The organism is Phormidesmis sp. 146-12, assembly GCF_052939495.1.
On record NZ_JBJPHS010000001.1, the window covers coordinates 216851 to 237381 of the forward strand.

At 49.5% G+C, this 20531-nt stretch carries 16 protein-coding genes; 3 read left to right on the forward strand and 13 right to left on the reverse strand.

The window, feature by feature from the left end:
* Nucleotides 1–47: 47 nt before the first annotated feature.
* The 8 genes from ACKFKF_RS00915 to psaK all read right to left on the reverse strand — a co-directional run bounded on the left by ACKFKF_RS00915 (nucleotide 48) and on the right by psaK (nucleotide 13818).
* Nucleotides 48–302, reverse strand: a complete 255-nt coding sequence (locus tag ACKFKF_RS00915) for a hypothetical protein (protein WP_446857331.1) — start codon at nucleotides 300–302, stop codon at nucleotides 48–50.
* A 465-nt stretch (nucleotides 303–767) separates the two neighbouring features.
* Complete coding sequence (locus tag ACKFKF_RS00920) at nucleotides 768–3608, reverse strand: methyl-accepting chemotaxis protein (protein WP_446865957.1); 2841 nt, start codon at nucleotides 3606–3608, stop codon at nucleotides 768–770.
* Nucleotides 3609–3839: 231 nt separating this feature from the next.
* A complete protein-coding gene (locus ACKFKF_RS00925) occupies nucleotides 3840–6887 on the reverse strand; it encodes a hybrid sensor histidine kinase/response regulator (RefSeq protein WP_446865958.1) in 3048 nt (1015 codons plus the stop codon).
* Nucleotides 6888–7047: 160 nt separating this feature from the next.
* On the reverse strand, nucleotides 7048–9849 hold the full coding sequence (locus tag ACKFKF_RS00930) for a methyl-accepting chemotaxis protein (RefSeq protein WP_446865959.1): 2802 nt from the start codon (nucleotides 9847–9849) through the stop codon (nucleotides 7048–7050).
* Between the two features lie 155 nt (nucleotides 9850–10004).
* Nucleotides 10005–10502 carry a chemotaxis protein CheW gene (locus ACKFKF_RS00935; protein WP_446865960.1) on the reverse strand — a complete coding sequence of 166 codons (498 nt, stop codon included), beginning with the start codon at nucleotides 10500–10502 and terminating at the stop codon, nucleotides 10005–10007.
* Nucleotides 10503–10506: 4 nt separating this feature from the next.
* Nucleotides 10507–10869: a response regulator transcription factor gene (locus tag ACKFKF_RS00940; protein WP_446865961.1), complete on the reverse strand. Its 363-nt coding sequence runs from the start codon at nucleotides 10867–10869 to the stop codon at nucleotides 10507–10509.
* A 116-nt stretch (nucleotides 10870–10985) separates the two neighbouring features.
* On the reverse strand, nucleotides 10986–12005 hold the full coding sequence (locus tag ACKFKF_RS00945) for a response regulator (RefSeq protein WP_446865962.1): 1020 nt from the start codon (nucleotides 12003–12005) through the stop codon (nucleotides 10986–10988).
* Between the two features lie 1552 nt (nucleotides 12006–13557).
* Nucleotides 13558–13818: a photosystem I reaction center subunit PsaK gene (gene psaK / locus ACKFKF_RS00950; RefSeq protein ID WP_446865963.1), complete on the reverse strand. Its 261-nt coding sequence runs from the start codon at nucleotides 13816–13818 to the stop codon at nucleotides 13558–13560.
* A 150-nt stretch (nucleotides 13819–13968) separates the two neighbouring features.
* Here psaK and ACKFKF_RS00955 point away from each other — a divergent pair, with 150 nt between their 5' ends.
* Nucleotides 13969–14259 carry a DUF4365 domain-containing protein gene (locus tag ACKFKF_RS00955; protein ID WP_446865964.1) on the forward strand — a complete coding sequence of 97 codons (291 nt, stop codon included), beginning with the start codon at nucleotides 13969–13971 and terminating at the stop codon, nucleotides 14257–14259.
* Nucleotides 14260–14306: 47 nt separating this feature from the next.
* On the opposite strand, the gene ACKFKF_RS00960 is transcribed toward ACKFKF_RS00955, so the two are convergent.
* The 4 genes from ACKFKF_RS00960 to ACKFKF_RS00975 all read right to left on the reverse strand — a co-directional run bounded on the left by ACKFKF_RS00960 (nucleotide 14307) and on the right by ACKFKF_RS00975 (nucleotide 16772).
* Nucleotides 14307–14462, reverse strand: a complete 156-nt coding sequence (locus ACKFKF_RS00960) for a hypothetical protein (RefSeq protein ID WP_446857342.1) — start codon at nucleotides 14460–14462, stop codon at nucleotides 14307–14309.
* Nucleotides 14463–14524: 62 nt separating this feature from the next.
* Nucleotides 14525–15739 (reverse strand): bifunctional phosphopantothenoylcysteine decarboxylase/phosphopantothenate--cysteine ligase CoaBC, encoded by a 1215-nt coding sequence (gene coaBC / locus ACKFKF_RS00965; RefSeq protein ID WP_446857343.1) that lies wholly within the window; start codon nucleotides 15737–15739, stop codon nucleotides 14525–14527.
* A 53-nt stretch (nucleotides 15740–15792) separates the two neighbouring features.
* Nucleotides 15793–16005, reverse strand: a complete 213-nt coding sequence (gene isiD, locus ACKFKF_RS00970) for a protein IsiD (protein WP_446857344.1) — start codon at nucleotides 16003–16005, stop codon at nucleotides 15793–15795.
* 134 nt (nucleotides 16006–16139) lie between these two features.
* Nucleotides 16140–16772, reverse strand: coding sequence for an alpha/beta hydrolase (locus ACKFKF_RS00975; RefSeq protein ID WP_446865965.1), 633 nt, complete (start codon nucleotides 16770–16772; stop codon nucleotides 16140–16142).
* Nucleotides 16773–17047: 275 nt separating this feature from the next.
* On the opposite strand from ACKFKF_RS00975, the gene purH reads away from it, so the two are divergent.
* Together purH and ACKFKF_RS00985 are read left to right on the forward strand one after the other, a co-directional pair.
* Complete coding sequence (gene purH, locus ACKFKF_RS00980) at nucleotides 17048–18622, forward strand: bifunctional phosphoribosylaminoimidazolecarboxamide formyltransferase/IMP cyclohydrolase (RefSeq protein ID WP_446865966.1); 1575 nt, start codon at nucleotides 17048–17050, stop codon at nucleotides 18620–18622.
* 51 nt (nucleotides 18623–18673) lie between these two features.
* A complete protein-coding gene (locus ACKFKF_RS00985; protein ID WP_446865967.1) occupies nucleotides 18674–19144 on the forward strand; it encodes a DUF4079 domain-containing protein in 471 nt (156 codons plus the stop codon).
* Nucleotides 19145–19418: 274 nt separating this feature from the next.
* Here the strand turns inward: ACKFKF_RS00985 and ACKFKF_RS00990 are convergent, their stop codons facing one another.
* Nucleotides 19419–20351 carry a manganese catalase family protein gene (locus tag ACKFKF_RS00990; protein WP_446865968.1) on the reverse strand — a complete coding sequence of 311 codons (933 nt, stop codon included), beginning with the start codon at nucleotides 20349–20351 and terminating at the stop codon, nucleotides 19419–19421.
* Nucleotides 20352–20531: the final 180 nt, after the last annotated feature.

Here is a 20531-nt window from a genome sequence, read left to right on the forward strand (position 1 = left end):
GCTATCTGCTTCAGCTTCTGCCAAGCTAGAAATCTCAATGCGATACTTCATAGATCAGATGACAGACCATACTTGCGGTGTTGATCTTCTGCAAACTCCCGAAACGATCGCGATCGACCCGCCTCAAAATCATCTAGGCCCTGCTGAATTCCAGTCTTCGCTTCTTCCAGGTCTTGCGCTTCCCATTCCAAAACGCTTGCCAATAGCTCAGATGCAACAAGATTGACATTTTGACCTTGCCGAGCAGCCCGCTCACGCAGCAATGCTTCTAAATCTGGACTCAGGGTGACAACAATCGCCATAGTCTGCCTCGTTATCCTGTAACGTCGCTCATCTAGTCTAATCGATCGCCCGACCTCAAAGAACCCCGCGCTGCGCGATCGGGCATCTCTGAAGCGTTAGACTAATGGCTTGCCCTCCTTGGGTCTGTAACTTGAGACAACCGCAGAAACGCGCTATCTGCTTCAGCTTCTGCCAAGCTAGAAATCTCAATGCGATACTTCATAGATTCAGATGACAGACCATACTTGCGGTGTTGATCTTCTGCAAACTCCTGAAACGATCGTGCCCTTTCAGATTTCGATCGCACGATCAAACTTGGCTACAAAGAAGATTGGGTGATGAAGTTACGAGAGCAGGTGAGAAAAGAGATGAAATGAGGAAGAGCGATCGCTTGCAGCAACTCTAAATGGGGAGCGATCGCCACAACGCAACTCAATTCATTAGCGTCACATCAGCCACATACTTCTCGACGATGCTTAATTCGATTAAATTAATCTCTCATCCCTCCCGCTCCCCACCTCAAACATCCCCACCGAAGACTGCAACTCCTGAGCCACCTGCACCGTTTCCCGCAGCACGCCAGAGACGCGGCGCGACGAATCAGAAGTTTTGGCAGAAGTTTGGGCGACCTCTTGAATCAAACTCGTCACCGATCGCGAAGTCTCCACTTGAGAAACCGTTGCCTCTGAAATTGACTGTACCAGTTCATCAATCTGGCGTGACACATGCACAATGTGAATCAAACTTTGCTTGGCATTTTTGACCGAATGGGCACCCTTGACGACCTGAGCCGTCCCTTGCCCCATGACTTCGACCACCGATCGCGTCTCCAATTGGATCGCCTCCACAATCTGCCCAATTTCTCGTGTGGCCGCCGCCGATCGCGCCGCGAGTTCTCCCACTTCTGAAGCCACGACCGCAAAGCCCCGCCCATGCTCTCCGGCACGAGACGCTTCGAGACTGGCGTTGATGGCGAGTAGGTCAGTTTGGACAGCAATCTCATTGATCAGCGACACAATTCTAGAAATCTGCTGAGACGCTTCGCCCAATTGTTTGACTTTTTTGGCAGCTTCTTCGATCGTTTCTCGCAGCTTGAGAATATTTTTCACCGTTAAATCCATTTCAGACTCACCCAGTTCTGCGACATTGGAGGCTTTGCGGGCGACTGTAGCGGCCTGAGTAGCGCGTTCGGCGACCGTTTGAATCGATCGCGTCATCTGCTCTACTGAGTTGAGAATGCGAGTCGTTTCCTCTGTTTGCTGAAGGGCGTTTTCGGCTAGTTGTTTCATTTCGCCTTCATTTTCGCCCAAAAGACGACTGACCTGAGTAGCAGACTGCTTGACTTGAAGAACGATTTGGCGCAGATTTTCGACGATCGCATTAAAGAAATCGGCCACCGTGCCAATGTCACCGGATGTCACTTCGGCGCGCACCGTCAAATCGCCCCGTGATGCCCCTTCTACCTCTTCAAGGAGCGCGACAATTTGAAGCTGAAGCGACTCTTTGAGCGTTTCGGAGGCGTGCAGCGCAGCTTGCTTTTCTTGCAAAAGTTGAGCTTGATCCAGCGTGTACCCAATTTGCGGCGCAAGCTGTATCAAAAAGTCAGTTTCAAAGCGTTGCCATTGGCGAGGTTGAGAACATTGGTGAACACAGAGTAAGCCCATCGCCCGCCCGCCCTGCCAAATCGGAACCGCCATCTCTGCCTTGACTTCAAACCGTCGCAGATAATCTCGACGACGTGGCCGAATATCTTCTCGATCGGTGTCGTTGACAATCCAGTTAGATTGCGTCATGTATTGCTCAAAGTGATCAAGATCCAGTGGATTATCGACCACACTTGTAATAATCTTTGCGTACTCAGATACGACTGATTCAGCAATCACACTCGCATTTAATAAGTAATCTTCAAACCGATAAATAACGACGCGATCGGCTTTGAGAAAATCACGCGCCTCTTCAACCGAGGTTTGTAAAATCTGATCAGCATTCAGCGATCGCCGCATTCGTTCGGTAATGTTACTCAGCGCTTTCGCTTCTTTGGCTTGCTGCTCTTGACGAGAGGCTTCACCCGACAGCGCAATTTCTGAAGCCGAGAGATTGTCTGCCATCTGGTTAAACGCGATCGCCAGTTGCCCCACTTCATCTTGAGAAAAAACCTCAGCCCGCGCCGACCGATCGCCCTGAGCAAACTCCTGAGTTGTCTGCTCTAAGTGTTGAATCGGTTTGAGAACCGTCCGCCGAAACAGCAGGCTCCAGCCGACAATCAGCAATAGAGAAATCGCCAGCACGATCGCTTCTTGCAGCAAACTTTTAGAAATCAACTGATTCAGGGTCTCTTCGGGCGTGCCCCGCACCAGAATGGCGATCGACTCATCGTTATAAACAGGAGACGGCCCCTCCGGAGTTTCGACGATCCGATTGGGGACGGCTTTTGCAGCAACGGTATAAGTTTGTCCGCCCACCTCCAATCGCCGAGTGACAGCTTGCCCTTTGGCGCGGACTGCATCCGTCAACACCGATGTATCTGTAAGGGACACAGGTTGAGAACTGTTCTGGTCGAGGGCGGTTGCCAAAGAAAAGTCTCCCGTCGATCGCCGCAGATAAACCGCACTGTAGCCACCGTCAAATGCCTTAAGCGTACTTTCTACGATCGGCAATTTGCCATTGACCACATCTCCAAAAATCAGCGCACCAATCACTTCTTGATTCTCAGGATTTCTCACCGGAGTCACCACATAGCGAATCAGCCCATCGTCTTTAATTTCCTGCGGGAGGGGAGGGGCTTCTCGGCTCAGTTCGTCTTTAGAAATCGTCTCGCTGGCTTTGATTTGTTGTCCGCTGGCGATCGACTGTTTGACTAGATCGGCTAAGTTGGGAGCGGTAATTTTTTCATTAGAACGATTTTTATTAGCATTAATTACAATTCGCAGATCCTTACTGACCAGCGTTGCATATTCTATTTTTCTCGCCTTGACTTCGTTTTGCAGAATTTGTTTAACTTGATTCCGCAGATCTTCAGGAATGGGTTGTCCTTGCTGTTGATTTTTTGCTGCGTTGAAGATCGCAGGGTTATCAGATTGACCGCGTGAGCCAAATCCCATTTGATTCACTTTGATGTTGTAGCTTGTCTCCGTCACAGCGACTTCTGACTTGGCTTGAGCCTGTATCTGCGTGCGTAAACTACTGGTGATCACTATCGTTGAGCCGACCCCCAACGCCAAAATCGGAACCAATTCGCAGACAATCAGCGCGATCGCTTGTTTGCGTCCGATCGACAAATCACTAAACCACTTCAACCCAGAGGAACGATCGCCTCGAATTTCCACACCCACACTCCTTATTGTTGATAAAATTACTAGTGAATCATAAGTTGGACGCTGGAATCTAGACGTTGGACTTTGGACGCTCGACAGCGCAAGCGTTTGGTGTAATGTGAGTCTGAGTAGGCTCTTTCGCTTCGTTGTTTGAATCTTCTGCCCCCCAACTCCCCAATTCTGGAGATGAGAACGTCTTTCATCAAATTCACACCCATTCGTCTAAGGTCTAAAGTCTCCCCGCTAATTTAGAGCACTACTTTCAATCAGTTGCGCCAATGTTCGTAAAAGCACCTGCTCGTTATATGGTTTTGAAAAATAAGCGTTTGCACCCAAATTTGTAGCGATCTGACGGTGTTTGTCACTGCTGCGTGAGGTGAGCATGGCGATCGGCACCCGTTCTAACGTCGGATTCGCCTTCATTTTGGCCAGCAGTCCGTATCCATCTAATCGAGGCATCTCAATGTCGCAGATCACAGCTTGAATCAGCGTCCCCGTTTCCAATCGCTCCAGCGCGTCGAGTCCATCTTTGGCTTGCTCAACTCGATAGCCTGCTCGCTCTAGCGTCAGAGCCAAAAAGCGCCGCACATTAATCGAGTCATCGACCACCAAAATCGTTTGATGATCAGCACTCAGGCGAGGAGTCGGCGGCAGAGGCGGCAATTCGGGAGGGGTACTCCGTTCGTAGCTCGTCAGCCAGCGCAGCATCTCCGAAACGTTCACCAGCGGCACCACGCGACCATTTCCCATAATCGTGCAGTTGCTAAAGCCCGCCGGAAGTGGCAGATTGCCCTCGACTCGGCGAATCGTCGCTTCTTGCTCACCCCAGCAGCGATCGATTTGCAGCCCAAACTTCTGAGTTCCCTGATTGACAATCACTACGGCAGGGGCAGCGATCGTCGGAACGGCTTCAAAACTGTAGCGCGATCGAGCGCAGTTAAAATTGAGCCAGCGCTGAAGACGAATTAGCTCAACGGGTTGATTTTGCCAGTTCAACACTTCGCTGCCTGCGGTTTGAATAATCTGCTCTGGTTTGAGCAAAAACATCTCTTCGATAATGTCGGTCGGAAAGGCCAGCAGCATTTTGTGACTTTCGACCAGCAGCACGCGCACCGTAGACAGCGTAAACGGAATCGACAGCGTAAAGGTGGTGCCCTGTCCAGCCTGCGTGTTGACCTTGATTTCGCCTCTGATTTGTTTGAGATTACTCCGCACGACATCCATACCAACGCCTCGCCCCGATAGCGTGGTTACCTGGTCGCGAGTGCTAAATCCCGGTTCAAAAATCAGTGACAGCAGTTCTTCATCGCTGGCCGCTGCTAAGAGAGTCGCATCTAAGCCCATCTGCTCGGCTCTGGTACGAATCTTATCGATCGCGATCCCTTCTCCATCATCTCGCACTGTGATCACCGTTCGGTTGCCCTGATGAAAGGCGCGAATCTCGATCACTCCCTCGGCTGGCTTGCCTTTGAGAACACGGGTTTCAGGCGTTTCGATCCCATGATCAAAAGCGTTGCGAAGTAGATGCATTAAGGGATCGTTTAGCGTTTCCAAAAGGTTGCGATCGACGAGTGTATTTCCCCCTACCACCTTGAGATCAATCTGTTTACCATACTGAAGTGACAACTCTCTCAAAGCACGAGGAAAGCGATCGAGAATATCCGACAAAGGACGCATTCTCAGTTGAGTCAATCCTGATTGCAGTTGTTTCGCTGTTTTGTTGAGATTGCGATTTACCTGCTCGGTATCATCCAGACTCAAATCGATATCTTCACTGACTTCTTGAATTTGTACCAGCGTTTCCATCACTTGTTGTGAAAGCAGATGAAGATCGCTATATCGATCCAGTTCTAAAGCATCAAAATCTGAAGTTTGAGATTTAAATTTTGTGCTTTGGGAATTGAGCGTCAGGGTGTTAGCGTTACCATTCTCAGAAGTGTCATCAGAACCTGCACTCAGAAGTTTTACACCGCGATTAAGAATCGGAGAGCCAAAGTTAGAAACGGTGACTTTATCGTAAGCATTTCGCATTTCAGAATTGACGTGATCCAGCGTTTGGAGGCGATCGTGCAGCGTTTGAGCCAGACTGCGAAGCCGCTTGAGATAGAGGTCTAAACCATTGCGGTCGATCGTTAATTCGCCAAACAAGTCATTGAGTTGATTTAACTGCTTAACCGGAACGCGCACCGTGGAATCTCGATCGCTTTCAGGCAGCATTTCTGGCTCTGTCTGCGTCTCCAATACTTTAAAGTCAGACACCTTAAAATCAGCCTGGGCCGCTTGCGTCTGGGACTCTTTTGCAGGCTGCAATTCCGTAAAGCCCTCGTCATCTACAGCCACCGAATCTGACGACAAAGCCTCCAGATACCACGCAGGCTCCTCTTCTAAAAGCGACTCCGCCGCATCTTGAGGATCACTTGCCGCAACCGCCTCCCAATCCAGCAAGGACTCCGAAGCCTCCAATCCATCGTCAGATAACAGGTCATTCAATCCCATATTGTCTGACTCTTTGAGGCCCGGCTGCGTCATCAGCGGAATCATCCCCGGAATTTCGGCATACTGTCCCACGATCGCCAGGGCCTGCGCCCGTCGCCAAGTTTGCAACGCAGAACGAGCGATCGCAGCCACCTCGTGATCCCCCACTTCCAAACAGTAGGTCACCGACTCACACAAGCTGCTAAACGCCGGGAGTTGCAGCATTTCGCCCAACCCGCCTAGCTCCTGCGCCAAAATCGACAGTTCTTCTTGCAAACAGGGCTGATCTGGCGTTTCTAAGACGCTTTCTAACCGCTGCAAGCAGCCCTCCACCTCCGTCTCAAACAACATCGGAACGATATCCTGTCCTTCGTCAGACGACAGCAGCGAAGCAGCACTCTCATCTTGAGGATCGCCTAACTGCTGGTGGAGTTGCGTAAAAATCGGTTCGACTTCTGCCTCGATCCAATTAGAGTCAAGGGTTACACTCTGGCGATCGCACTCGATCACCTGCCGCAGACAATGCACGGCTCTCAGCAACAAATTTTCGAGCGCAGCACTAATGACGATCGTCTTATCAACCTTCAGCACCTTGAGCGAATCTTCGAGCCGATGAGCCAGATCACTGAGCATTTGAAAGCCCATCATGCCCGCTCCACCTTTAATCGAGTGAGCCGATCGCAGTGCCGCGTTAATTTTTTGAGCATCCACTCGATGGTCTGCCAACCCAATGAGCGCCGCATCCAGCGTGTCCAGATATTCCTGCGCCTCATCGAGGAACTGGCGGCGAATTTCGAGTTCCTTATCGTGTGACATAGTTTTTTAAGAAGGGAGGAGGGATGAAAGGGGGAGGAGGGAGAAGTGAGAAGACGGAAGACGGAAGACGGAAGACAAGAGACAGAACGGGAGACAGGAGACGGGAGACAGAACTAGACTTTTGTCCCTTCTTCATCCTTCATCCCTCATCCCTCATCCCTCATCCCTCAACTTTGAAGGCTCCGACCGACGCTTGCAGGTCTCTGGCGACTTCTACGGTTTGGCGGAGAGACTGGGAGACTTGGAGAGACGAATCAGAGGTGCGACCTGCCACTTGTACAATGTCTTGCATCAAATTGGTGACAGCTTGTGAGGTTTCGACTTGAGACACGGTGGCATCTGAAATCGATCGCACAATCTGATCAATCTGGCGTGAAACCGTGAGAATCTGCTCTAGACTTTGTTTGGCGTTTTCGACGAGGCGCGTTCCTTTGACGACCTGGGTGGTGCCTTCTTCCATCGCATCGACCACCTCGCTGGTTTCGCGCTGAATGGTGGCGACGATTTGTTCGATTTCTCGTGTAGCGGCCGCCGATCGAGCCGCCAGTTCCCCCACTTCTTCGGCAACGACCGCAAATCCTTGACTTTCTTCTCCTGCGCGGGCTGCCTCGATCCCGGCATTGATAGCGAGGAGATTGGTTTGCAGGGCGATTTGATTGATCAGCGAGACGACCTTAGAAATCTGCTGAGATGACTCTCCCAGACGTTTGACTTTTTTGGCGGTTTCTCCGATCGTTTCTCGCAAACCCAGAATGTTCTGCACCGTCAGATCCATTGCTGTGCCGCCTTCTTCGGCTGTTTGGGACGCAGTGCGCGTGACCTCGGCCGCTTGACGGGCGCTATCAGAAACTGACTGAATCGATCGCATCATTTCCTCCATTGAGGCCAACGTGCGAGTGGTTTCTTCGGCTTGTTGAAGCGCTTCTACCGCCAGATTGCGAACCGACTGTTCGTCACTGCCCAGCGACGTGTTGACCTGAATGGCCGCCTGTTTGACCTGGGTGACGATTTGCCGCAGACTCTCAACGATCGAGTTAAAGAAGTCGGCTACCGTTCCAATGTCGCCCGCCGTCACATCTGCCCGCACGGTGAGATCGCCCATCACAGCACCTTCCACATCACCCAACAGATTCAACAACTGGAGTTGCAGGTCTTCTTTTTGCTGTCGTCGCTCTTCTGAAAGCGCTTCGGCTTCGTGGCGAGCTTGCTGGGCTTGTTCTAATAAATAAGCTTGATCTAGTGCAAATCCGATTTGTGTGCTCAGTTGTGCAAAAAAGTCGATTTCTTCCGGTTCCCATTTCCGAGTACCAGAGCATTGATGAGCGCAGATTAATGCAATCAGAGATCCATTTCGCAAGATGGGGCCGACCATGTTGGCTTTGACTTCTAGACGGTCTAAGATCTCACAGTGACAGCGTGTTAGATCTCCATTGTGGACGTTTTCGGTAAACCAAATTCTGCCGCTGCGATAGCGATCGATATCCCCTGGTTTCAGCGGATCTTCGATCGTCTTGCCCATCGCCCGAATCCAGCCCGACCCAACCGACTCGGCGGTAATGGTGCCACTGAGCCAGTCTTCATTAAATCGATAAATCACGACGCGATCGACCTTGAGAAAACTGCGAATTTCATCGACTCCGGTTTGCAGAATGTCATCAAAGTTGAGAGATTTACGAATATTCACCACCATCTCACTGAGAATCTGCGATCGCTGGGCGCTCAGAGTCTGACGATAGAGCAGGTCTTGTAGCTGATCCGCCATCTGGTTGATATTGGTACTCAACCCCGCTAATTCGTCTTCTCCCTGCACTTCGACCCGCGTATTGAGTGCGCCCTGTCCCAATTGTTCGACGGCTTGCGTCGCTTCCAAAATCGGACGGGTGACTCTACGTGCGATCGCCGCCGCCAAGATGCCGACCCACAGCGCTGTGATAAATGTCCCGATCGCCAGCGTCGTCAACAGTCCTCTTTGAGCCGCAAACGCCACATCGGTATCCGCCGCCAACATCACTTCCCAGCCAAGAGCGGGCAAGCCTTGTAGCGTAGTTCCCGGTGTGTAGCTGACGAGTTGTTGAGTGCGATCGAGTTGATTGGTCGAGACAAAGGTGCCTGCTTTCTTGTCGGCTTGCAGTTTGTCTAACCCCGGAAAATCTTGCTTTGCGTCTCGTCCGACTCCCTCCTTTTGGGACGCGATAAAAAACTTACCTGTCGAGTCGAGCAAAAAGTAGTCTCTCGCCGAAACCTGATAGTCGCGGATTACATCCTCAATCTTTTGCAGTGTGACCACCGTACGAACAATGGCGATCGTTTTTCCGCTCACGCTATCCCGCACTGGAGCCGCAAAATAAAGGGCAGAATCGTTGGCAGTCGAGGAAGAGACCACCCGTTCTACATAAGGATTATTGCTCCGCAATACCGATTGAAAATAATCCTGATCTTTCTGATTAGATAGCTTTGATCCGCGAGATTGCAACTGCACATTGCCGTCGAGATCCAACACTGCAATATTCTGGTAGCTGCCATAAACCTCTACAAACTGGTCAAGAACCGCTTGCTTTTCATCATTTGAGGTGTTTTCTTTGATTTTAGAGTTGCTCAAAATGGGCAGCCGCGACAACACTTGAATATCTCCATACCGCTCCAGCATAAAGCGATTGAGCTTGTCAGAAAGTCCCGCTGCCGCTGCTTGTTGAGTGGTAATAATTTCTTTTTTAACCGCCTGATCCGCAATGTAGTAAGCGATCGCGCCGATCCCCAATACCGGAAGCGTGCCAATGGCCAGCGCGATCGCCGTTGCTTTGGTTTTCAGGCTCATCCGCCGCAGTTGGCCTCTCAGAGTTTGAGCTTTTGAGACTTCTGGCACAGGAGAAAAGTGGGTCTCGATCGCCATCCTATCCGTCGGACTCAACGGCAAACGAGGCGAGGAATTGGAATCTTTGGTTGCATTAATTTGATCGACCATAAGACATTCTCAAGCAAGTAAGGGGGTGAACACGGCATGATGCACGCCTTCCTGAGTGTGAGGTGTGAGCGATAAACCAAAGGGTTCAGTTCTGTCTCTTGTCTCTTGTCTTTTATCTCTTGTCTTTTGTCTCTTGTCTTCCGGCTCTTATCGCCTCACTGCCCCTGAAAAATAGCGGACTGCAAGATCGACTCTGCGTCTAATACCAGCAGGAGTTCTTGACCCTGTAAGACACAGCCGCGCAGGAAAGGAATTAGGCTGACTGCAATGTGTTCTGGAGGCGGCTGCACCGATTCGGGATTGACCCAAAGCAGACCATTGACTTGCTTAACCGCAACCGCGATCGACCCGGCACTCGACTTCAAAATCACCAGATCATACTGTTGAGGACTGCTATCTAGTGCGCCAACCTCTAGCAGATTTGCCAGGTCAGCCACCCACAGCACACGACTGCGACGATTGGTGAGACCAAGAATACAAGCAGGCATATTAGGCATCGGAGTCAATCGCTGCGGCGATAATACCAACACTTCCTGAACTTGCTTCATGCCAAACATGACCGGAATTCCCTGGCCAATTTCAAACTTGAGGTAGGCCTCTCCGATCGCTTTTTGAGGTCGATCTTGAAGTAGCGTCAACGCAGACGTTTGCATGGGGTTAGCCTCCAACCGATCGCACAGCACGAATCAATTCTTCTCGCGTAAAGGGCTTGGTGATGTAGACATCGGCTCCCTGTCGCATTCCCCAGAGTTTGTCGATTTCTTGACCTTTGGAGGTGCAAATAATAATCGGTACTTTCTCAGTTTCAGGATTTTTTCTGAGGCTTCGACATAGCTCATAGCCACTCATTCCGGGCATTACAACGTCGGTAACGATCACATCAGGCTTGAGCGCGATCGCTTTATCAAGGGCATCTTTCGCGGTTACGGCACCAATCACTGCATAGCCACTTTCTCGTAGATAGTGACTGAGCAATTCCATTTCCGAAGGGGTATCTTCTACGACAAGAATTGTCCGCATTAGTGTTAAGCTCATGTTTCTCTTTGCGCTTTTAGTCGCTAATCGATCGGGTTGTAGCTAGTATTCGTCGGTTGATCCGCTGTCTGGATCAGTTTACGTTTGTCTTGCTGACGCTGTTACGTCAAAAACTTAAACATCATCTTGAGCAATTCTGATTGGGTAAATGGTTTTGTGAGATAGCCCGAAGCCCCGACCAGTTTGGCTCTGGCGCGATCGATAAAGCCTGTATGTCCAGTTACCATGATGATCGGCGTGTTTTTAAAGCTGGGATGGCGACGCAGCAAAGAACATAGCTCGTATCCATCCAGGTTGGGCATTCCCACGTCAAGCAAAATCACATCTGGTTTATTGCGAACGACCTGCATCAGCGCTTTAACCGGATCATTGATCATCAGCACCGAGAAGTTCGCATCATCTAAAAAGGTGCTAATCGCCTGCAAAATGGTAGGACTGTCATCAATACAAGCCACCGTATAGCACGTTTTAGCCACAGGCCCAGCCGCAGGAGTAGCCTTCATCCCATTCGTTACGGCATGGCTCAATTCGGCGACCCGTTGAGACCCTTGATAAGTCGATGCTTCGCGGGGCACTGAAGGAACGGTAGCGGGGCTGGTTTGCCGTTGGCGATGACACTGCTCGACGAGCGGACGCAAATCAAGCTGGCAAATCTGGGGATAGTGGATAAAACTTTGCTTGTCGATCACTTCATACATTCCCTCAGTGATGCCGAGAAAGGGCGTAATCACGTCTTGAGCGATCGCCGCAATCAAGGTAGCAGCTTGAGTTGTATTGAGAAAGCGTTGCTCAACAAGCCAACAAATTGCTTGATAATCAGCGCTGGTAGACGGGTAGTTTCCTTCTGCATTTTCGTACAGCAGGCGAACTTGGCTCCGCACTGTGCCGATCGCCGGAATGGAAGCACTGAGTTGATGCAGGTGTCGATCGAGCCGCTCAAAAGGAGCCTGAGAACTGGTTGCAAAGGTCAACCTTCCTTGATCGAGATAGATCAACCAGGATGAAGACCCACTGACAACCTGTAAGCAACCATTTGCCTGGCGGTTGATTAATTGGGCTAACAAACTCAGGGGATGCAGACGTTGAAAGGGTTTGTGGCTAACCATAGAAATGGTGTTCATTGAGGAATCGTCTCTATTTAGTGTGGGTGATGACAAAAAGAATCAACTTTGGGCAGCAGCGCACACACCGGGTTGATGCACAACTGAACGTCAACGGAGCATCCGTAGAAACACTAGCTTTTTAGTAGCCTAACAGCAAGTAAAAAATAGAAAGCGTCTTGACAAAAACTTGATAGACACTTAACAAACTTATGAACAAGTCTTGTATTACTCAGAGGTTAATCAACTGACCACACAAGTTTATTCAGTCTTAAAAGAATTTAAGGATCAGCGTGAAACAAATTAGTGATATCTATTGATACAAGACTCAGGCGTTAGATCAGCACTTTTAGCAATACTGGTGTGAATGACAAAAGCAATGGGTTCGCACATTTGCGATCGCAGATTTTTTTGCAGCATAAGCGGAGGGTTATTGTCATCAAATGACCACGTTTTATTTGTTTAAATAATTTTGGCCAACCTCCCTAGATGAATGATTTGGGTTACGATCGACCCGGTTTTTTGTAGTTGACGCGGTTAGGTTAAAGATGTGCCAGCACCCCAATTAATCAAACTAAAGTCTTTACTCTCTAATCCTGACACTCTGGCTTTGTTCAACTCAGCAGTCAATAAAAGGCTGCAAAGTTAGTGACCAATTACTCAACTTTGAGCGTACGAGATGTCAGTAGAGCAGTTGATCAATAGAGTACTCGCTACACTCATAAATAACAAGCTCTCGAAAAAATAATAGCCAACTAAATGTGCTTTGGTATACCAAGCTTGAAGCAGTTATTAATAACTTTGTTCGCGAAGAATTGCTGTCTACTGCTCCAGATGTCGCTCTGTAGTTGATATCCAGCAGCCTTGTAATATCAAATGATGGTTAATGAGACTCCTAAAGCTGCTCGATCGAGAAAGCTAATTTTCAAACTGAATGTATTAGTTAAGACATCAATTTCTGAATTTTACACGTAATTTACACAAGGCATAATGCAGCACAGCGGCTCATAGATATGGACTGTACTCCTCTAGAATATGGATGATGACTAGTGATAAACTATACTTGATTTGAAAGAAAGCGGCGATCGTTATTTTCTCTCACAATCACGCCTAACAAATTCAATTCATCCCGCTTCAAAGCCCCAATCAACCTGTCAGCAAATTGGCTGAAAAAATTCATTCAAATGACTTATGAAGTTTGCCCAGAAAAGTAGCGTTGGTCAAGCATATTTTCATAAAATCATGACAGCTTTGTTGGAGACCTGCTCAAAGACTTTGAACCTGTTTTAACGTGAATTCGATGAAATCCTTTGCTGTGGTGATCGCGCCAGGCAGCCCCCTAAATCCCCCAAGTTTGGGGGACTTTGAGCAAAAATCCCATCCGGAAGTCCCCCAGATTGGGGGGTTGGGGGGCGAAAGTGCTGAATCAAGAAGCGAAAAAACTCTGTCGAATTCACGTTGTTTTACGTCTCGCATCTTTCGTCTTCCGTCTTCCGTCTCCAATGTTCAAAAAAAAGCCAGAGATCAAAATCCCTGACTCAAGTAAATCGATCAAACGGTGGGTTAAGTCGCTCTACAACACGCCCATGTTAGACAATCCCAAAATCACGCCTGCGCCCAACACATGACCAAAGCTGGTAGCTCCCAAGACCGCAGGCAACCCAAACCCACCAAACAGATTAGAGGAAGGCATGGCAGGCGGCGCACTGGGGTTCTTCATCGTGTATTTAGCAAAGGCGATCGCCAGAATATTACAGGCAATCATGACCAAAGCTACGTTAGGGTTCCATTCGAGCGTTCTGGGAGCGACGGTTAATAATAGTGAGGTCAACATTTAATTTCTCCTTACAGGTTTTTATCGCTTGTCTTCAGGTCAATGAATTTCTACCAAAAAACTGTAACCTACTGGGTCAAATTGCATTAATCATTCACTTTTCTACAATTTTCGACATAAAGACCGCGATCGTCCCGTCTGCCTGCCCCCTTGCGGATCACTCCTCACCCTGAGGAATCTAGAGGCAACCCGGATTTGCAAGAAGGTGTAATGCCCTGGATTTTGATTGTGTATGACGCTCAAACAGACGTAGCCTACTGGCTGTACGTGCAAGCCTATTTTGAGCAGCTAACCATTTCTGATCTTCCTCAAACAGGGGAAACGGTCACTGTGTATTTGAGCAAACAGAATATATTAGATCAAGAAGCCATCAGGACGTTTGCTCGGTACAGAGACATCGTTCTACAACAGCTACAGGGAGTAATACACCACGATGTCTGAGGATGTAACTTTCGCAGATTTAGAAAAACTTCTGTTAAGACTGGGTTTTATTTGCCGTCAAGCGGTTGGAACTCACCAGGTTTTTCAACACGCCGCATCAAGTACTCTGATCGTCCTCCCTGGATACAAACCGCAGGAACTTCTTCGACCTGTTCATCTGGTTTCCGTTCGGAAAATCCTCGCAGAGAACGGTCTGATGACATCGGCAGCGTTTGATGGATTTTTGGAAAAAGTCAATCAGTAAAAGCGGCTTCTAACGCACTTCTCAGGGCATCTCACCTACAAAATCTAGTAGCTGGTGCGCCATTTGCAGTTTGCTGCTGAGTGGAATTTTGACCAAACGACCAAAGCGATCGATTAACACTGCCTGATTTGTCTCGCTACCAAAACCGCTCTTGGGCTGATCAATCGGATTGGCGGCGATCGCATCCAACTTTTTACGCTGCATTTTCTCTAGGGCGGGTTTGATGATGTCTCCCGTCTGAGCAGCAAATCCGATTAGTTTTTGGTGAGGCTGCTTGAGCTTAGACAAATCCGCCACAATGTCAGGCACATTCGCCAAAGGCAACTGATCGGGCAACTTGCGCTTGGGCAACTTTTCGGCACTAAATGTCGCAGGCTTGACATCCGCAACTGCCGCCGCCATGATCACCCAATCCGCATCGCTGACGCATTCCCCCATCGCTTGGTGCATCTCAGCCGCATTGATTACAGAGATTTTGCGGACATTTTGTAAATGAGCCAACAGAGGACGATCGATTAGCCCATGTACCAACGTCACGATCGCTCCCCGATGCACCGCCGCCTGCGCCAGGGCTACTCCCATTTTCCCGGTCGAAGGGTTGCCAATAAAGCGGACGGGATCAAGATATTCTCGTGTGCCTCCAGCGCTGATCAAAATCCGTTTGCCCGTTAGATCGCGCTTGCCGTGGGTGTAGAGTAGCGATCGAATCTGAGGTAACAATTCTTCAGGCTCGGCCATTCGTCCCGCTCCGACGCGATCGCAGGCCAGCATTCCCTCTCCCGGATTGGCCGCATGGTAGCGAGAATCAGACTGGAGCGATCGCCAATTGTGCTGTACAGACTGCTGTTGCCACATGTCTGTATTCATCGCTGGAGCCAACAAGACGGGACAAGTCGAAGCCAACACCGTATTGGTCAGCAAATTATCCGCCAGTCCGTAAGCGAGTTTGCCTAGAGTGTTCGCGGTGAGTGGCGCAATCACAAAAACTTCTGCCCATTCACCTAACTCAATGTGTAGCGGACGAGGGTGAATCGGTTGCCAAAAAACACTGTCCGTATAGGCTGGATGACGACTAAGCGTTGATAACGTCAGAGGTGTAATGAACTGTTGAGCAGAATTCGTCAAAATGACTCGAACACTTGCCCCAGATTTTGCTAACGCCGAAACCACTGCACAGACTTTGTAAGCAGCAATGCCACCGCCAACCCCTACTAAAACTCGTCTGCCTTCAAGCATAAATAGTTAGCGAACAGGGAAAATCGAATCGTAAACTTTCCCTGGTTCCTAAATCAAGCTTCGTCAAAGGATTCTAGATCCAGCAGATGGAGATAAGGTTCGACGAGTTCGGGGCGCTGAAAGGCGATCGCTCTCAAGTAATGCCAATCTTTTAGCCCATCAAACACGTTTGCGTAATTGTCTTGTTCTAGCCGGGAAGCCAGATCCGCTACTTCTGCTTCGGTCAGCTTCGAGATATTCAGCTTCTCAAGATCTACAGTCGTCATGGCTTGCACCTCCATTAAATTTCTACCGCACGTTAACTGACTTTAACGCCGCAAGTAGAAGACCCCTGTCGAAAGTTTACTCCAGCTTGCGCGGCTCCTGCCAATCGTAAAGCTTTAATTAACGTGAAGTCGGACTAGTTCAACGTTTTCCGAATGAATTGCTGCATTTCGTTAAGGACTTGAGGAGAGATTTCGTGTCCCATATCAAACTCTTGATACTGAAGGGGTGCGCCCAAAGCGGTGAGACGATCGCGGGCAATCTGAGCGGCCTTAAGCGGAACGATTTCATCTTGTCGCCCATGCACGATCAATAGGGGAGGAATGGCCGTGTCTAACGGAGGAATCGCCCCATGCAGATAGCCACTCAGTACCATCAATCCCGCTAGTGGCAGCGACAGTCCGACATCCAACGTCATTGCGCCGCCTTGAGAAAATCCGCCCAAAATCGTCCGATTTAACGGAATGCCCGTCTCGGATTCTAATGATTTGAGCCAATCGGTGAGCAGTTGGCGACTGGTGAGTAAGTCTTGCTGCGTTGCAATGTCGGCTCGAAAGTTCAAATTGTCGGATAAGTCGTACCACATTTTTCCACCAATGCCATAGGGGTGAGGAAAGGGCGCATCCGGCACTCTAAACTCGCATTTGGGCAATTCTAGCAACGAGCAAAGATAGGCGACATCTTGAGCATTTGCGCCCCAGCCGTGCAGAATGACAATCAATCCTTGAGATGCTGATTTAGAGGGGATGGCGATCGCGCTAAGAGACATGGCCTGACCTAAAATTCGTCGCTCTTATCATACGTGAGGCGTGAGGCGTGAGAGGTGAGGCGTGAGGCGTAAATTCAAAGTTCTCTTCCAGTTATCATTTCTCAAGTTCCTCTATCCTAAATACAGCTATCTTATTTGAGTTGTGAGAATTCGCTGGTCAGTTATTAGTGGTGAGTTAGTGGCTAAGAACAAATCACTAAGAACCCGCTATTTCAAGATTGTCACAACTGATTTAAGACTGCTAGAGATGCGAATATGACTGGGGATTTTGACTCATGGCACGTCTGGCGCTACTTAGTGTATCGGATAAAACAGGACTGATTGATCTGGCTCGTAACCTGATTGAGGAATTGGGCTTTGATGTGATCAGTAGTGGGGGCACCGCCAAAGCGCTCAAAGACGCAGGGTTGCCTGTGACCAAGGTTTCTGACTACACCGGATCGCCAGAAATTTTGGGGGGACGAGTCAAAACCCTGCATCCTCGCATTCATGGCGGCATTCTGGCTCGGCGAAATCTGTCTGAAGATGTGGCTGACTTGGAGGCGCAAAACATCCGCCCGATCGACCTGGTGGTGGTCAATCTCTACCCGTTTGAGCAAACGATCGCGAATCCAGATGTCAGCTTGGTGGAGGCGATCGAGCAGATCGATATTGGCGGGCCGGCGATGTTGAGGGCGGCGGCTAAAAATTTCGCGCATCTGACGGTGCTCTGCAATCCTGCTCAGTATGAATCGTATGTTCAAGAACTGCGCCAAAGTGAAGAAGCGTCTTCTGCCTTTCGACAAGCCTGTGCGCTGAGAGCCTTTCAACATACGGCAGCGTACGATCGCGCCATCGCCAACTATCTCGAACTGCGCGCATCAGAACGAGACCAGCTTCCTAATTCCTGGACGCTCACGGGACAGAAACGACAAGAACTGCGCTACGGCGAAAATCCTCATCAGCCCGCCGCCTGGTATCAGACTGGAGACAGCGCGATCTCTTCGAGTTACCCGCAAGGGGTCGGATGGGCTGCCGCCACCAAGCTTCAGGGCAAAGAACTCAGCTACAACAACCTGGTTGACCTCGAAGCTGCCCGCCGAATCATTGCCGAATTTGCTCATCCTGAGAATGATCCGGCCGCTGCAATTCTTAAACATACTAATCCGTGTGGATCAGCGATGGGATCATCTTTGTTGGAAGCTTACGAAAAAGCCTTTAACGCGGATTCGATCTCAGCATTTGGGGGAATTGTCGCCTTGAATCGATCGATTGATGCCCCCACGGCCACTGCTCTCACCAAAACCTTTTTGGAATGCGTGGTGGCTCCGGGTTGTGATCTTGAAGCCCAAGCAATCTTGCAGGCAAAATCAAAGGTTCGGGTGCTGATCCTGCCCGATCTGTTGACTGGCCCCAAGCAGACTGTCAAAGCGATCGCCGGGGGATTTTTAGTTCAGTCGGCAGATGATGTGATTGCTGACCCTGACCAGTGGCAAGTCGTCACCCAAAAGCAGCCCACGCCCGCCCAACTCGCCGAACTGCTGTTTGCCTGGAGAATTTGTAAACATGTCAAATCTAACGCGATCGTCGTCACTCAAAATCGCACCACGATCGGAGTCGGAGCCGGACAAATGAATCGAGTCGGATCGGCTCAAATTGCCTTAGAGCAAGCCGGAGAAAACGCAAAAGGGGCTGTTCTGGCCAGTGATGGATTTTTCCCGTTTGATGATTCTGTTAAGACGGCGGCGGCTGCCGGAATTGGAGCGATCGTGCAGCCAGGAGGCAGTCTCCGAGATCAAGAATCCATCATCGCTGCTGACGAACTTGGATTGGTCATGGTGTTTACCGGGATACGACATTTTTTGCACTAGAAAGCTATGCTAAGTTTTATGACAATCCTCGCTCATGTAACAGAGAACACTATGTCGATCGAGATCCCGGAGTCCGTTAAGGTTTACAGCCAGTTTTTTCACCCCGCCTTGATGTGGGGATTGCTGGCGCTGTCAATTTATGCCCTTTATTTAGGCGTTCAGATTCGTCGCACCCGTGCCGCAGAAGGCGATGCCAAAAAAGAATTGATCAGAGGTAAGTTCAATATCAAACATTACCAAATGGGGTCAATTTTATTGGCGCTGATGGTGGTGGGGTCGATCGGCGGTATGGTTGTCACTTATATCAACAACGGCAAGCTGTTTGTCGGCTCTCATTTGCTGGCTGGACTGGGAATGACGGGCATCATTGCGGTGTCTGCTTCCCTATCGCCGTTTATGCAAAAAGGACAAGACTGGGCACGATATACCCACATTGCGCTAAACGTTGGAATGTTGGGACTGTTTGGTTGGCAAGCGGTCACGGGTGTACAGATTGTGCAGCGTATCATCAGCAAAATGTAAGCCGATATGCGACTCGTCTAAGTCTTTTCTTAAGGGAGTTGGGGAGATCTTTCCGATAGGCAAACCTCACAGTAAGATCCCCGTAGCTCCCTTAAAAACCTGACTCAAAAATCTGAATTCGATGGAAGTTTTTGGCTTCGTTGCTTAAGTCCGCTGCTCTCCAATTCTAAGGAACTTTAAGATAAGTCTTGCCTGCTCAAAGTCTCTTACTGTGGGAGATTTGGGGGCATTCTTGAATCTGTAACCAGGGCAAATAGACTTGCCGAACCTTTAGTTAGAGTGGCTTTTGGTTAGAGAGAGAAGCTTGGGGTGAGGGAGTCTTGTAAGCCGTACGATCGCTTCTCGATTGACCGTTTCCGTTTGTCCCGTGTAGACGGGGGTCGGGTTGCGGCAGGTGTGGCGCGTCGCCCAACGGTTGAGGATCTTCGAGATATTTGAATTCTCCTTTGCCGTCCATTGAGGGCCCTTTAGCCCAACGACCTTCTGCACTCTCGGTGCCTTCTGATTGGTTCCAAAATTCGTAGGCGTGTTTTGACTTCTCCAAATCTTGGGGGAAAGAACTGGGCACGGGTGTATCATCCAATCCGTCTGAAATGATTTCTTCGATCGCAGCTAACCATTGATTTTGGTGCATCGTGTCACGGGCAATCATAAAGCTGAGAGTGTCGCGCACACCTGCATCAGAAGTCATTTCATACATGCGAATGGCCTGCAAACGGCCTTGAGATTCTGCATGAAGATTAGAACGAAAGTCAGCCAACAAATTACCACTTGCGATAATAAATCGACCATTCCAGGGATACCCAACACTATCACTTGGGGTTGCACCCAGACCAGATACGATCGCGTGTTGCGGATTCATGCTGGCCATGATGGTATCACGAGGGTTGGTTCCTCCCATCACAGAGGCGATGATCGGATCGTTGTTAACAGCATCTTCTTGAGCCTTGAGGGGGGCTTTGTCGAGCAGATGTGCAATCATTGCTGCCAGCATTTCGATGTGACCGATTTCTTCGGTGCCAATGTCTAGCAACATATCACGGTATTTTGCAGGGCCTCGGCAGTTCCAGCCTTGAAACAGATACTGCATCATCACCGTCATTTCACCAAACGGGCCACCGATTAGCTCCTGAATTTTTTTGGCATAGACTGCATCAGGCTGATCCGGAGGCGTGAAATACTGCATTTGCTTTTTGTGAAAAAACATTCTGACTCTCCTGGTATTTTTGAGGATGGTTGAGGTTTGGAATTAACGAAGACTTTGCGATCGCTGGTTAGCTAATTGAATTGGATTTAGCTTTAATGCAGCACAGATGCTTCTGTTGTAACGTGGGAGAAATTGTGCATACTCCACCAAGGGGAGGAAGCTGAAATCCTCATATTTAGG